The organism is Gammaproteobacteria bacterium, assembly GCA_028819075.1.
Lineage (GTDB): Bacteria > Gemmatimonadota > Gemmatimonadetes > Longimicrobiales > Gaopeijiaceae > BD2-11.
The window spans coordinates 1-14,469 of record JAPPMM010000051.1 but is presented as its reverse complement, the minus strand read 5'-3'; the positions used below and the strand labels follow the sequence as shown (position 1 = coordinate 14,469).

The following is a 14,469-nucleotide window of genomic DNA, read 5'->3' as shown; positions in this document are numbered from 1 at the left end:
GGCAGGACTGCACAGCTGGAAGGAACGCAATGATGGGTAATGGCAGGATGTACTGGACGGCGCTCGTGCTGGCGTTGGTGTTGGGCGGCTGCGCGACGACTCCGCCGGTCGAGGAGACGACCGGCTGGCTGGTCGAGAAGGTCGTGGAGGTGGAGGGGGTGGATGCGATGCGGATCCGCAACCAGAGTGGACCGTTCCTCGCGAAGCTGTGGGCGCAGGCGGCCGCTCGGAACATGGTCATCGCATACCAGTATCGGGGGATTACGCTCGTCAGGATGCATCCGGATGGGCGCTACGTCCTGGGGAGGGGTGGAGGCCCGGGGGTGCCCGTCCGCGGGCCGGTGACCGCCGCCAGCAGAGCCCCCTGGGATACCGTCGGGACCTTCTCGATCGTCGGCTACGACCCGGAAACCGAAGAGGTCGGAGTGGCGGTCCAGTCGCGGGTATTCAGCGTGGGCAACGGGGTCATCTGGGGCGAGGCCGGGGTCGGGGTGGTGGCCACCCAGGCCGTGGTGGACGTGAGCTACGGCCCGCAGGCACTCGCGCTCCTGCGCGAGGGATATTCGCCCGCCGAGGTGGTGGAGCGCGTCCTGGCCGCCGACCCGAATCCCGACCCGGAGCGGTGGAGCATCGAGGGCCGCCAGTTCTCGGTCATGAACGCACGCGGCGAGATGGCGACCCACACCGGCCCGCGCGCCAGCGATTGGGCGGGGCACCGCATCGGCCGCTACACCTCCGCGCAGGGCAACATCCTGGCCGGTCCCGCCGTCGTGGACGACATGGTCACCGCCTTCGAGAACACCCCCGGCCACCTCTCCCAGCGGCTGGTGGCCGCCCTGGAGGCCGGTCAGGCGGCGGGCGGCGACACCCGCGGCATGCAGTCCGCAGCCCTGCTGATCGTCAAGGAAGACGGCGGCGTCTGGCTCAACAACGACGTGGTTCTGCGCCTCCAGGTCGACGACCACGCGGAGCCCATCGCCGAGTTGCGCCGGCTCGTGGAGATGGCGGTCGAGCGGCGGGCGCGGAGGCGGCGGTAGGTGGACTAACGCCCCTCCACCAGCCTTCCACCCTCCACCCAGATCTCACCCCCCACCGTCACCGTCGCGTCCGCGAAGAAGTTCCAGCGCACGTAGCCGCCCCCGACTGACCCGCCCAGCTCGGTGTTGTCGCCCAGCGACAGCCGCACCACGGCGTCCCCGTAGCCGTAGTACGGGATCCACTCCTCGCCCTCGGGAATCGCCAGCAACGGGTTGAACCCCACCCCCAGCTCGCGGAAGGTCCGGCCCGCCTCTCCGGCTTCGTCCATCTCGCGCACGACCCCGTCACGCCCGGCGTCGGCCTCCACCTCCACCACGCGGCCTCCCTCGAAACGCAGGACCACCCCTTCCGCGCGTTCACCGCCCCACAGCGCGGGGGGGAAGGCGATCTGCCCCACCACCGTTTCCAGCAGCGGCAGGACCCTCGCCGCGCCCGCGGGAATCTCCACCTCGCGATCGATCAGGTTGCGCGCACGTTGCGCACGCGCAGCCGACGCGTCCCCGTCCTGGCGCGTCACCGGTCCGTCGTCCACAAGGAAGGTGATGTCGGTACCGGCGGGCGTCGTCACCCGCACGGGCCCGCTCGTGAGCGCCGCCTCGAAGGCCACCAGCGCGTCGGCGAGGGCCGCGTAGTCGGTGTCCAGCACGGCGGTCCGGTAGACGCGATCCACCCGGTCGTCGACGGCAAGCTCCACCATCTCGAACGAGGTGGCGCCGGCCCAGTGGAAGTGAACGGTCCGCCCCCGCCCGCTCCGCAGCACGTCCTGCAGCGCGCGGTACACGTCGTTGTCCCGCGTCGGGTCCGCCGCGGCCCCCGGGAGCTTGACCGCGACATCTACCGTGGCGAGCGGCTCCGCCCACCCCTCCGGCGCAGTCTCCAGGGCAGCCGCGAACTCTGCGGGCCGACCTGCTGACGGGTCCGCTCCCGCGACCGCCTCATCCGCCCCAAGCACTGCGCCACGGACATCGACCGCACCCAGATCCACCCCGCCGGCCGCCCTGACGCCGGCGCGCAGCAACGGGACGATTGCATCCCAGCGGTTGCCGCCCTCCCCGACCAGCAGGACGCGCTCACCGGGCTGCAGGTCCATCCGCGCGAGGAGGGCCGCCGAGAGGGCTTCGAAGTCGAGGCCCTCGCCAGCGTCGGCGTCGCTGCTGCCTTCGGGCGCGCACCCCGAGAGCGCGTGGATCAGGAAGATCGCCAAGGCCGTTGATACTATGCGACGTCCGTCCGTGATACTACTGCGCATGAAGCCTCCTCATATGCCCGACGCCGGCACTACCCGCCCGCCCGCTCGATCATCGCCGCCACCTCCCGCATGCGCGCCGCCAGGTCCCGCACCGCCGCCACGTACACCCGCTCCCACCCCGGAAGGTCGGCGCGGTCGTTGGTCTCCAGCTCGTATCGCAGCCCCGGAAGCATCCACGACGCGTACCCGCTGAAGGGGTCGGGCGAGACGTAGATCGAGCGGCTCCACGGGCGCCCCTGGAGCCCGCGGTCGTTCAGCCACGCCTTCTCCAGCCCGATCAGCGCCCGGTTCACGGCCTCGGCGGCGGCGGGGTCGACGTCCCCGGACGCGATCCAGAGGTCGCGGGCGGCCACGAGTTCGGCGGCGGCCTCGTCCAGCTCCCGCGTCGACTCGGCAAGGGCGGAGAAGTCCACGCGCAGCCCCCGTGCCTCGGCCACATCGTTCAGAGTGCCCACGTGGGTGCGCGTGTCCGACGCGTAGCGGGCCACGTCGTACGGGAGCACGTCGGCGTTGGCGAAGCGCAGCGCGAGGATGCCGTCCGCGCGTGCGATCATCGGCCCGAAGACGAAGTCGGTGTCTCCGAACCGCTCGTACCAGGCGAAGTTGTCGTAGTTGGAGTGGTACACTCCGCCGGGATTCCCCGACGAGAGCGCCCCGGACGGCACGCCGGCGTGCGTGTAGAAGCCCACGTGGTCCGACCCGCCGCCCAGGTTGCCCATCGCCGGCTCCTCCGCCTCGTCGGCGGTGCTCTCGAGCCACCAGTCCAGGATGGTGCCGTCCTCGCCCGGATAGGCCACGCGGCCCACCGCCTCGATGATCGGGCCCTTGAGCGAGGGTGACGAGGACGCGCCGAACCGCCCGCCCGACACCGCCCCGTCGGCGTTGATGTACGCGATCGCGTTGGCCTCCAGCTCCTCGCGGAAGTGCTCCACCCACTCGGTCGAGCCGATGATGCCGTACTCCTCGGCGTCCCAGTGCGCGATCATGATCGAGCGCCGGGGCCGGCACGCCTCGTCCCGGGCCAGCGCGCCGAGCGCCTCCGCCAGGGTGAGGAGCATGGCGGTGCCTCCGTTGGGATCGATCGCGCCGAATCCCCAGGGGTCGTAGTGCGCGCCCAGAATGAACCACTCGTCGGGGAACTCGCTTCCGCGCAGCGTGCCGACCACGTTGGTGGCGCGGGTCAGCCGGCGCGGCTGATTCACGCGCACGCGCACCGTGAGTTCCGGTCCGCCGGTCAGGCGGTAGTCGAGCTCCATCCCGGCGCTCCACCCGGGCGGGGTGGCGCGCCCGGTCATGCGCGACAGGATCTCGGTCGCCGCCTCGTAGCCGATGGGGAGCACGGGGATGGTGTGCAGCGCCACCTCCGACGGGTCGAGGCGCTCCACCTGGATGTCGCCGTCCAGGGGCAGCGCCGGAACGAACGGCGTGAGCGGATCGCCCGTCCAGGGAAGGGTGAGCACCGAGCCCCGCTGGATCGTCTGCCCGTTCATCATCGGGCCATCCGGATAGGCGTCGATATCGGAAAAGCCGGGATCGTTGAACATGACCACGCCCGCCGCTCCACGCTCTTCGGCGAACAGCACCTTGTAGCCCCGGAAATTCCCGCCGTAGCGCGCGATGACGACCTTGCCGGCCACCGACACGCCCATGGAGTCGAGTGCCAGGTAGTCCTCGCGCCGCCCGAAGTTGGCGTAGACCACCTCGGCCGTCACGTCGCCGGACCCCGAGTAGGCGTTCCACCCGTTGAGGAGGTCGGGATGGCCCGAAAAGCGGTCCTCCGGGAGCTCGGGTTCGCGGTTCGACAACTGCATGGACACGGGGGTGACGATGTGCACCTCCACGTCGTCGGTAAGCTCGGGCAGGTACACGTCGTAGGGGTGGCGCTCGACCTCCAGGCCCGCGCGCTCCATCGCCCCGGCCAGGTACTCGCCGACGCGCTGCTGGGCCTCCGAGCCGGCGGGGTGGGGGTTTGCGGTGATGGTGCGCAGATGCTCGCGGAACGAGTCGCTGCGGGGCAGCTCCAGGAAGCGGGCCTCGCACACGAGCTGCGAGGCGGCCCGGGCTTCCGTGAAGCCGGTGGGGGAAGGTTCCTGGGACGTGGCGGGCGTTGCGGCGGCGAGCGCGGCCGCGAACATCAGCGCGATCGGCGCGTGGAAAGCGCAGGGGCGGTGGACGATGGGACGGGGGGCCGTGGAGCGGCTGGGATGGCGCATGTGCGTGTGGGGTCGGGGTGGCGGATGCGGGGTGGAAGGGAACGGACGGTGCTCGTTAGCGCTCGTTGCCGTCCGTCCCGCCCGCAAAGTGCATCAACCCGCGGGGGTGCCGCCACCTCCGGGCCCGCCGGACACGCGCGCGATACCCTCCGCCTTCTTCGTCACGGCCCTGGGCACCTCGGTCGGGGTCGCGCCTCCCAGCAGCTGTTCCGCGAAGTCGAGGCGCTCCTCCACCGACCCCAGGTGGTAGGCGATCTCGGTTACGTCGCGGCGGATTCCCTCGAGTTCGGCACGGGTCGGGGCGCCGGTTGCGCTCACTCCCGGAATGCGGCGCATGAAGAACTGGGCGAGGAGGATGCCGGCCGCGCCGATCATGCCGCCGGTGACGAAGACGGATACCAGCACGATCAGGATTTCCGCTTCCATGCCTTCCCGCCCCGTTCGAGGAAACCGGCGCCGGCGCCGCGGCTCGAAGCGCCCGCGCGCGACTCGTTTATCGCATGAACCCGCGGGATGGTTCCCCGACCGGTCTTCCCCGGGCCCATCGAGGTGAGCCTCAACGCCCTTGCCCCGCTTTCGGCGACGGATTCACTTGTGCACCACTGTCCCGGGCAACCGCCGTGTCGTCCCTCCATCCGAACAGAGCCCTACCATGAACGCCATCGTCAGGTTTCTCTCCCGTCCGATTTCGCCCGCGCCGCGCGCGTTTTCGCCCCTCCTCATGCTCATCGCGCTCGCGCCGCGCCCCGCGGAGGCGGCTCCCATTCCGGCCCCGCAGGAGTCCGATGCCCAGGCCGGTCCGGCGAACTACGAGCTCGCCGCCCGCTTCGCGCCCTACCGAATCAGCGAGATGGTGCATTCGACATCGGTCGATCCGCAGTGGATCGAGGGCACCGACAGGTTCTGGTACGAGTGGGAGAACGCCGACGGGACGTTCTTCTACATCGTCGATCCCGGCGCCGGATCGCGCACCCTGCTCTTCGACAACGACCGCATCGCCGCCGAACTGACGCGCATCACCCGCGATCCGTGGGACGGGCAGCATCTGCCCATCCGTAACATCCGCTTCATCAGCGACAACATCCTCCACTTCGAGGTGGAATCCTCGCAGGACGAGGAGGTGGAGGATGAGGACGAGGAAGTGGAGGAGGATCAGGACGAGGAGGAGGACGACTCGGGCAGTTCGACCCGCAAGCGCGTGCACCACTTCGAGTACACGGTGTCGACCCGGACGCTGCGTGAGCTCGAGGACTACGAGGCGCCCGACAATCATCCGGACTGGGCCAGCGTGTCCCCTGACGGCCAGACCGTGGTCTTCGCCCGCGACCACAACCTGTTCATGATGAGCGGCGACGACTACGAGCAGATTCTCGAGGCCCGCCGGGCCAAGTCCGGGGACGAAGCCGACGACGCCGAGGACGATGTCGAGGTCACCGAGACCCAACTCACCACCGACGGCGAGCAGTACTACACCTACGAGGCCAACTACACCGGCCGCGGCGAGACCAACGTCTCCCTCGAGGAGGAGAAGGATGACCGCAAGGCGGCGTCGATCTCGTGGGCCAAGGACTCGGAGCGCTTTGCGCTGATCCGGCGCGACAACCGCGAGGTGGGCGAGCTCTGGGTGGTGCACGTGGTGGGGAATGGCAACGACCGCCCGGAGCTCGAGACCTACTCCTATGAGATGGCCGGGGAGGAGTCGGTGACCCAGGAGGAGATCATCGTCTATGACCTCGCCTCCAAGAGCCAGGTGACGGTCTCGCACGAGCCGTGGAAGGACGAGGATCTGCGCATCACGGCGCAGCGTCAGTTCGACTACCCGGACTCCGAGGAACCTGACCGCTCGCTGTGGATCTCCGACGACTCCGAGGAGCTCTACTTCGTGCGCCTGAGCCGGGACCGGCACCGGGCCGCGGTCATGGTTGCGGACGCCGGCACGGGCAACGCGCGCATGCTCTTCGTGGACAGCCTGAACACATACATCGAGACGCGCCCGGTCGAGATGCTCGCGGGCGGCGACATCCTGTGGTGGTCGGAGCGGGACGGCTGGGCCCACCTCTACCTGTACGGGCCCGACGGGGAACTGAGGCAGCGGCTCACCGAGGGGCCCTGGCACGTGGACGGCATCGTCGGCGTGGACGAGGCGCGCGGCTTCGTCTTCTTCACCGGGCAGGGCCGGGAGGAGGGCGAGGATCCCTACTACGCGCACCTCTATCGGGTGAGCTTGAACGGGACCGGGCTCACGCTGCTGAACCCCGGGAACTTCGACTTCCAGTCCGAGATGGGTGAGTCGAACCGCTACTTCGTCAGCAACTACTCGCGCGTGAACACGGCTCCCACATCCGCGCTGTTCGACGCCTCGGGCCAGCGCATCATGGACCTGGGCGAAGCCGACTTCGGGGCCCTGGATGCGGCCGGATACCACTTCCCCGAGCCCTACCAGGTGGAAGCCGCGGACGGCGTAACCGACATCTACGGGGTGATGTACAAGCCCTACGACTTCGATCCTTCGAAGACGTATCCCATTGTGGCGTACGTCTATCCGGGACCGCAGACCGAGTCGGTGTCGAAGTCGTGGTCGGCCAACCCGTACGAGCAGGCGCTCGCGCAGTTCGGCATGATCGTCGTGACCATGGGGAACCGGGGCGGCCACCCCGATCGCTCAAAGTGGTACCACAACTATGGATATGGCGACCTGCGCGACTATGGACTGGCTGACAAGAAAGCAGTCATCGAACAGTTGGCCGACCGCCACGACTTTATAGACATAGACAAAGTGGGAATATACGGCCATTCCGGCGGCGGCTTCATGTCCACCGCGGCCATGCTCGTCTATCCCGACTTCTTCAAGGTGGCGGTGTCGTCGGCGGGCAACCACAACAACGACGTGTACAACCGGTCCTGGTCGGAGACCCACCACGGCGTGAAGGAGGTCGTGGACGACGAGGGCAATGTGAGCTTCGAATACGACATCGAGCGCAACTCCGACCTCGCCGCCAACCTCAAGGGCCACCTCCTGCTCACCACCGGCGACAACGACAACAACGTGCACCACGCCGGCACCTTCCGCATGGCGGAGGCCCTCATCCGCGCCAACAAGCGCTTCGACTTCTTCATCTTCCCGGGCCAGCGCCACGGCTTCGGCGACATGAGCGACTACTGGTTCTGGCTGCGCGCCGAGTACTTCGTGAAGCACCTGCTGGGCGACACCCGCTGGGACGTGGACATCATCCCGTTGCAGATGAACGCGCCGCAGACACGCTGAGCGGGGGATCCGAGCACGACCGGACGCACCTGCGATGCCGACCGAGCGCCGCCGCGGAGCAACCGCGTTGGAGGGTTACGGAGCATGAGATCAGCTTCCCTTCGCCGACAGCTGCTGGCGGCCGCGTGTCTCGCCCTCTGCGCGACTTCCGGCTGCCGGCCCGACCCGGACCCCGCCGGACTGTCGGAGGCTCACGCCGCCGCGGTCCGCGACAGCGTGTCGAATGCGCTCGATGCGTTTCGCGAACTCGGCTCGAGCCCGGACCCGACGGTGGTCGCCGGCTTCTACTCCGAGTCCCCCGCGTTTCGGTTCTATGAGAGCGGGGCGCTGCGCTACGAGTCGGCGGCCGACGTGCGCGCCGCGCTCGAGGGTCTCGGCCCGGGAATGCGGGTCACCACGGAGTACTCGAGCACCGACATCGAGGCGCTGGCGCCGGGTGTCGCGCTCGTCCGGTCTCTGTTCGAGAGCACGCTCGAGGGCGAAGACGGGTTCGCGTTCACGTACGGCGGGGCGATGACGACGGTCTGGGTCCACGAGGCCGACGGGTGGCGCATCCTGAGCGGCCACACCTCCGCGCCCGTCCCGCGGGCAGGCGCGGAGGACGGGGCTCCGTGACAGGGCGGAGGCTGACTCGCCGCACCTTCCTCAAAGGCGCACTCGCCGCGACCGGACTCGCGCCCGGCGCGTCCTCACTGGCGAAACTGCGTGGTGTTCCTTCGCACCGCGGCGCCACCGCCGCTGATTCTTCGCGGCGCGACGAGAGAGTCCTCATCATCGGCGCAGGCATGGCCGGCCTGGCGGCTGCCGCCGAACTCCGTGAGTTCGGATTCGCAGACGTTGCGATTCTGGAAGCGCGTGACCGAATCGGCGGGCGCCTCTGGACGGACGCCATTGGCGGCAACATTTCCGTCGATCTCGGGGCATCCTGGATCCACGGCGTAGACGGAAACCCCATCACCGCCATCGCCAGGGAAAACGGCATCGGGACGCACCCCACCGACTACGACAACGACGTGGTGCGCTTCCACAATGCCGAGAGGCCGTCACCATCCACCGGGCGGGCGCTGCGCCGGTTCTGGCGGCTGGCGGAGGGCCAGCCCGGCACCAACCTCCAGTCCGTCTACGAACAGCTGCTCGAGATCGAGCCGCTGACGGCCCCTGACCGGCGCTACCTGGACTATCTGTTGAACACCATCGTCGAGCACGAGCACGCCGCCGACCTGCGGAACCTCTCGCTGGAGAGCATCCAGGGCGGAGATGAGTATGGCGGCCACGACGCGGTGTTTCCGGGCGGATACGGACAGGTCGCCGACATTCTGGCGGATGGCCTGGACATCCGGTTCCGGGAAGCCGTGACGGAGATCGACTACGCGGGGACGGACATCATCCTGACGACGGCCGCCGGTGCGACCTTCGAGGCCACCCGAGTCGTGGTGACGGTTCCGCTCGGAGTGCTGAAGCAGGACCTCATATCGTTCCTGCCCGCGTTGCCGCTACGGAAGCGCGACGCGATCGATGGCCTGGAAATGGGCGTGCTCAACAAGACGTGCCTGCTGTTTGAAGACGTGTTCTGGGACAGCGACGTGGAACTCATCGGTTACGTCGGTGCCCGGAGAGGGCAGTGGGCCGAGACCCTCAACCTGTATCCTTACACGGGGCATCCGATTCTGATGATGTTCAACGCCGGGGCCTACGGCGCTCGGATCGAGGGGCTTTCAGACCAGGAAGTCATCGCGCAGGCGGTTGCGGCGCTCGCGAGCATGTATGGCGTCATCCCGCCGCCCGTGGATGCCCTCATCACACGTTGGCGCTCGGATCCGTGGGCCCAGGGGTCCTACTCGTACGTCGCGGCCGGATCCTCGTATCAGCGATACGCCGCACTGGGCGAGCCCATCGGCGGCAAGCTGTTCTTTGCCGGTGAGGCGACACACGTGGAATTCCCATCGACCGTGCACGGCGCGTTTCTCTCGGGCATTCGCGCAGCCCGCCAGCTCGCTGCGCTCCCCGCGCGCGGTGGCGAGGGAGACGTCTAACCGGACGAGAACGGCGTCCAGCCCGAGGCTATGGCGGGCTCGCGTATGATGCGGAGGTCGGGTGGGGTGATGATCTCGCAGGTCGGGCCGGGAGCGCGGGCGAGGCGGCGGTCGAGGGTGAGCAGCGGGCAGGAAAGGGCCTCGGCGAGCGCTACGTACCACGCGTCGTAGATGGTGATGTTGTGGCGCAATTCCCATATGCGGTCTGCCAACGGGGCGAACGGGTAGAACTCGATCTCGAGCGTGAGCAGGTCGCGGCGCGCGAGAGCCGCTTCAAAACTCGGAAGATGCCCGGTCAACTCCATGCGGCGAAGCGCGTTGCTTGCCTCGGCCGGAACCATCTGGGGAGCCGCCATCGAACCCTTCCCGCACGCCTCCGCGATCGCGGCCTCGGACCAGGTTCCATCCGGTCCCAGGTGCGCGACGGCCGCCGCGAGCACCGACCCATCGACGACGACCGTCACTTCCGATCGGCGTCCCGCGCGCGCAGAATCTCCTCGGTGGTCACGCTGTTCTTCATCGCGCGCTTGTGGGCGCGGACGTCCCTGAGCCACTCCTCGATCGAAGGCTTGGCCGCCAGCCGCACCAGTTCGCCACGCAGGTACTCCTGCATGGACTGGCCTTTCGCGGCAGCGCGCGCGGCGATCTTGTCGCGCACGTCCTCGGGCACGCCTCGGATGGTGATCTGAACGCTCATGACAGCATTTTAGTGTCACAGACATCAATCTGCAAGCACCGGCCGATGGCCGTCAGCGTCGCCAGGCTCCCGGACCCGGAATCCCGCGACTGAAGAGCACCTCGGTGCCGGGATCCCGATCCACCGCCTCGTCCGCGTCGGCCTGCGTCTCGATGCTCGGCGGAAGGTCGCGCAGGATGGCCCGAATGCGACGGGTGCCGGGGTCGCGCAGGATCGCCATCGGACGGCGGCTGTCCTCGTCCAGCGTGGCCGATCCGCCCGGTCCGGTGAGCGTGACGCTGGCCAGGCGGCCCTCCCAACCCGGTTGCACCGGAAGCATGAAAAGGAAGCTCGAGCTGCCGTCGCCATCGGCGATGACCGGCATCTCGAAGTCGAGAGAGAAGAGCACGCTTCCATCGCCGGCCCGACCGGCAACCCGGTAGTCACCGGTCGCGTTCGGGAGTGAGGGCGGAGCGGCGATCACGAAGACGGGCTCCAGGAAGGGCACGCGGTCGGCGTTGACGCCGCCCCAGAGGAGGAGGGACTGGATGGGGATCGTATCCCGCGCCGTGGTGCCGCCCACTGCGAGGCTCGGCTGGGAGCGGGCGTTCCCGGGGTCGTGCAGGCGTGGGTGGGTGTCTTCCGCGTTCAGAGCCCCGAGCGCCGCGCCAGCGGCCAGGAGGAACAGCGCCGGGATGGCGATGCGGATGCGGGTGCGGTGCGGGGTCCTCATGACTGCTTCCTACCCGCCCGATCCAGATCCGGTGCCCGGGATCACGCGGTCCTTCCTGCGCCTACGGGCCGCCGCATCGCGCCCGTGACCGCGGCCCCGCCTACCTCGCGAAGCTCCTCCGCGGCACCCGGCACTGCGGCCACGCCCCGCGCCTGCCGTTGTTCGGGTTCACCGGAAGCACCCGCTGGGTCACATCCATGCGCTCCGGGTCCTCCGACGCCATGTAGGTCAGCATGGCGGCCAGGGTCGCGTTGTTGCGCAGATCGTCAAAGACGATCTTGTCGAAGGTGTCGCGGTTGGTGTGCCAGGTGTACTGGCGATAGTCGGGATAGTTGGACTGGAGCCGGAACCCGGGCGCGGGCTTGCAGATGAAGGACATGTGGTCCGAGCCCCCGGTCTCCGGCACCCCCGGGACATCCAGCTCGATATGGCCGGTGATCTCCGGGGGGATGCGCTCGAACCAGCGGGCGAAGTGCTCGCCGGCGCCCAGGAAGCCCTGCATGCGGATGAAGTCGATGCGCCAGGTGCCATTGTCCTGATTGAACGAGGCCTGAAGCCCGTCCACCACCTCGGGGTTGTCGACCGAGAATGCGTTGGAGCCGATCAGCCCCTGCTCCTCGCCGCCCCAGTGCCCCACCATGATGGTGCGCCGCGGGTTGGGATAGGTCTCCTTCAGGATGCGCATGGCCTCGTGCATCATGATGGTGCCGGTGCCGTTGTCGGTTGCTCCCGACGCGCCGTCCCATGAGTCCAGGTGCGCGCTCAGCAGCACGTACTCGTCGGGCAGCTCGGTGCCGGGGATGGTGGCCACCACGTTGAACGCGGGCACGTCGCCCAGGAATTCGGCCTCCGCGTCCAGGCGGATGCGCGGGCCCTGGTCCCGCGACGCGAGCCTGTGGAGCAGGGAGTAGTCCTCGCACGCCAGATGAAGCGAGGGGATCTCGCGAGTGGCGGAGGCGAAGATCTTGTCCACGCCCCAGCCCCGGGACCAGTTGCCGGTGATCAGCCCGAGGGCGCCGGCGCTCTCCAGCCTCTGAGGGCCTGCGTTGGGGATGAACGTGAGTTGATAGCTGGCCTGCCATTCCGCCATCGCCGCTTCCCGGGCTTCGGTCATGCGCTGGAAGGACTCCGGGGTGGCGTGGTCAAGCCACGACTGGTCCTCGCGGCAGGTGGGTTCGGCGAAGGAGACGGCGACGAACTTGCCCTCGGCAGACGGCAGCCAGGCGTTCAGCTCGGCAGCGTCGGCGAAGTCGGGCAGCGCGACCACCTCACCCTCCACGGGCCCGTCGGTGCCGGGGCTCCAGGCGAGCAGCGTGCCCTCGAGCGTCCGTCTGCGGGGCTCCACCATGTCGATGTGGGTAAAGCCGCGCTCCCATCCGATCCAGGTGCCGTACTCCTGTCGCTCCGCCTCGATGCCCCAGCGCTCGTAGTTGGAGATCAGCCAGTCCGCGGACCGCGAGTAGGCCGGAGAGCCCATCAGCCGGGGGCCGATGGAGTCGAGCAGCGCCTGCGCGAGGTCGAAGGCCTGGCTTTGCGGGCCCATGCCCTCTTCCCACATCGCCTGGATGACGGGGTCGTCGGTCGGGAAGGTCTGGGCGGGCAGCGGCGCCGCGAGGGAGAGGACCGCTGCGGCGAGAATGGTGCGCTTGATGGTCATGGGATGGTTCCTTCGCTTGCGTGCATGCCGGTTCCAAGCCGTCAGGATGGGCCAACGGGTAGGGGAGCGCCAGCGGGGCGCGGCGATGGCGACTGGACTGCGGACCACTGATGCCAGCCGAGCGACCGGTGCGATGGGTCCGTTGGTCCGGGTGCCGTGATGCGCGTCAAGCACGTTGCCGGATGGTTGGCGTGGTGTCATGCTGACATTCCACGGTTCCGCTTCTCGCCCATCTCTCCGGAGGCGAATCATGACGCGCGCTCGCCTGCCGCTCCCGGCTCTCGCCCTGCTTGCTTCCCCAGCCCTCGCCGCGCTTGCCGCCGTGCCCGCCCACGCGCAGCGCTTTTCCATCGAGGACGTGCTCAGCCCCGGTTATCCGGTGCAGCTGGTGTCGGCCCGGGCGGCCGACCGCATCGCCTGGATCGAGTACGAGGAGGGGAAGCGCAACGTGTACACGGCAGAGGCGCCCGGCTTCGCGCCGGTGCGGCTGACGCGCTTTGAGGACGATGACGGGCGCGACCTGTCCAACCTGCGCATCTCGGACGACGGCTCCACGCTGGTCTTCCTGCGCGGGCACACCCCCAACAGGCAGGGGTGGATCGCCAACCCGGCGAGCGATCCCCGGGGCGCCGAACGGGCCGCTTGGGCCGTGAGCACGGGGGGCGGCGAGCCCTGGCGGGTGGCGGAGGCCTGGAACGTGGCGCTCTCTCCCGACGGCGAGTGGATCGCATGGGAGAGCGATGGCGACATCTACCGGGCGCCGGTCAACCCCGGGGTCGCGGCCGGCGACCCGGAGCGGCCGCTCTTCAGCGTGTTCGGCAGCCAGGGCGATCCGGTGTGGTCGCCGGACTCGCGTCGCCTGGCCTTCGTGAGCGACCGCGAGGATCACAGCTTCGTCGGCGTGTACGACACCGAGCGTCCCGGAATCACATACCTGGGCCCTGCCGTCGACCGCGACACCAGCCCCACCTGGTCGTCGGACGGGGCGAGGGTCGCCTTCATCCGCAGGCCCGGGCTGCCCTTCGGCGCGCGGGCGGAGCGGGGCGGCGCCCCCGAGGAGGGCGGAACCGAGGACGCGTGGCCCGCCGGAATGACCGAAGCCTGGTTCGCCGGCGGCTACGACTTCTCCATCTGGGTCGGCGACGCACGCACGGGCGAGGCGGTGGAAGTGTGGCACAGCCCGCCGGGCGACAGCATCTACCGCGAGGTGCGCGAGGTCATCTGGGCCGGCGACCACATCATCTTCCAGGCCGAGCCCGACGGGTGGCGCCGGTACTACGCGGTCGCGGCGGACGGGAGCACACGCGACCCGGTCGAGCTGACGCCGGGCGACGGCATCGCCGAGTACATCTCGCTCTCGCCGGACGGGCAGTGTCGAGCGGATTCACATCTGATTGAGGTGATTGACGTTACGGGAACATAAGGTCCGGCTCCCGCCGTTTCGTTCCCGCTGGATCGCGAACTCTCAGGCGCGAGCCCTCCGGCGGTTTTCCAGAGCCGTCCTGAGCTGTCCCTCGTCGGCTCGCTGATAACACTGGAGGACCGTCCTGGCCTCCTTCCAGCCGCCGAGCTCGCAGAGCACCTTGAGCGGCTGGTCCATCAGGT

Annotated in this window: 12 protein-coding genes; 5 read left to right on the top strand and 7 right to left on the bottom strand. The window is 69.0% G+C overall.

Annotation, left to right across the window (positions count from 1 at the left end; translation table 11 throughout):
- The first annotated feature begins 32 nt into the window (after positions 1-32).
- Positions 33-1,037 carry a DUF1028 domain-containing protein gene (locus tag OXU32_14385; GenBank protein MDE0075141.1) on the top strand — a complete coding sequence of 335 codons (1,005 nt, stop codon included), beginning with the start codon at positions 33-35 and terminating at the stop codon, positions 1,035-1,037.
- Between the two features lie 5 nt (positions 1,038-1,042).
- On the opposite strand, the gene OXU32_14380 is transcribed toward OXU32_14385, so the two are convergent.
- From OXU32_14380 to OXU32_14370, 3 genes are all read right to left on the bottom strand, one after another.
- Positions 1,043-2,287 (bottom strand): hypothetical protein, encoded by a 1,245-nt coding sequence (locus OXU32_14380; GenBank protein ID MDE0075140.1) that lies wholly within the window; start codon positions 2,285-2,287, stop codon positions 1,043-1,045.
- A 29-nt stretch (positions 2,288-2,316) separates the two neighbouring features.
- The gene (locus OXU32_14375) at positions 2,317-4,422 is read right to left on the bottom strand and encodes a M28 family peptidase (protein MDE0075139.1); all 2,106 of its coding nucleotides are present in this window, start codon (positions 4,420-4,422) and stop codon (positions 2,317-2,319) included.
- Positions 4,423-4,593: 171 nt separating this feature from the next.
- Positions 4,594-4,926, bottom strand: coding sequence for a hypothetical protein (locus OXU32_14370; GenBank protein MDE0075138.1), 333 nt, complete (start codon positions 4,924-4,926; stop codon positions 4,594-4,596).
- A 226-nt stretch (positions 4,927-5,152) separates the two neighbouring features.
- On the opposite strand from OXU32_14370, the gene OXU32_14365 reads away from it, so the two are divergent.
- The 3 genes from OXU32_14365 to OXU32_14355 all read left to right on the top strand — a co-directional run bounded on the left by OXU32_14365 (position 5,153) and on the right by OXU32_14355 (position 9,798).
- Positions 5,153-7,765: a DPP IV N-terminal domain-containing protein gene (locus tag OXU32_14365; GenBank protein MDE0075137.1), complete on the top strand. Its 2,613-nt coding sequence runs from the start codon at positions 5,153-5,155 to the stop codon at positions 7,763-7,765.
- 84 nt (positions 7,766-7,849) lie between these two features.
- A complete protein-coding gene (locus OXU32_14360; GenBank protein MDE0075136.1) occupies positions 7,850-8,380 on the top strand; it encodes a nuclear transport factor 2 family protein in 531 nt (176 codons plus the stop codon).
- The gene (locus tag OXU32_14355) at positions 8,377-9,798 is read left to right on the top strand and encodes an FAD-dependent oxidoreductase (protein MDE0075135.1); all 1,422 of its coding nucleotides are present in this window, start codon (positions 8,377-8,379) and stop codon (positions 9,796-9,798) included. The genes OXU32_14360 and OXU32_14355 overlap by 4 nt, the downstream gene beginning before the upstream one ends.
- Here OXU32_14355 and OXU32_14350 read toward each other — a convergent pair.
- The 4 genes from OXU32_14350 to OXU32_14335 form a co-directional block, all read right to left on the bottom strand.
- On the bottom strand, positions 9,795-10,262 hold the full coding sequence (locus OXU32_14350) for a type II toxin-antitoxin system VapC family toxin (GenBank protein MDE0075134.1): 468 nt from the start codon (positions 10,260-10,262) through the stop codon (positions 9,795-9,797). The genes OXU32_14355 and OXU32_14350 overlap by 4 nt on opposite strands.
- Positions 10,259-10,495 (bottom strand): hypothetical protein, encoded by a 237-nt coding sequence (locus tag OXU32_14345; protein MDE0075133.1) that lies wholly within the window; start codon positions 10,493-10,495, stop codon positions 10,259-10,261. Before OXU32_14345 ends, OXU32_14350 begins: the two co-directional genes overlap by 4 nt.
- 52 nt (positions 10,496-10,547) lie before the next feature.
- Positions 10,548-11,207 (bottom strand): hypothetical protein, encoded by a 660-nt coding sequence (locus tag OXU32_14340; protein ID MDE0075132.1) that lies wholly within the window; start codon positions 11,205-11,207, stop codon positions 10,548-10,550.
- A 100-nt stretch (positions 11,208-11,307) separates the two neighbouring features.
- Positions 11,308-12,864: a M28 family peptidase gene (locus OXU32_14335; GenBank protein MDE0075131.1), complete on the bottom strand. Its 1,557-nt coding sequence runs from the start codon at positions 12,862-12,864 to the stop codon at positions 11,308-11,310.
- Between the two features lie 250 nt (positions 12,865-13,114).
- On the opposite strand from OXU32_14335, the gene OXU32_14330 reads away from it, so the two are divergent.
- Complete coding sequence (locus OXU32_14330) at positions 13,115-14,287, top strand: hypothetical protein (GenBank protein ID MDE0075130.1); 1,173 nt, start codon at positions 13,115-13,117, stop codon at positions 14,285-14,287.
- The last annotated feature ends 182 nt before the right edge of the window (positions 14,288-14,469 follow it).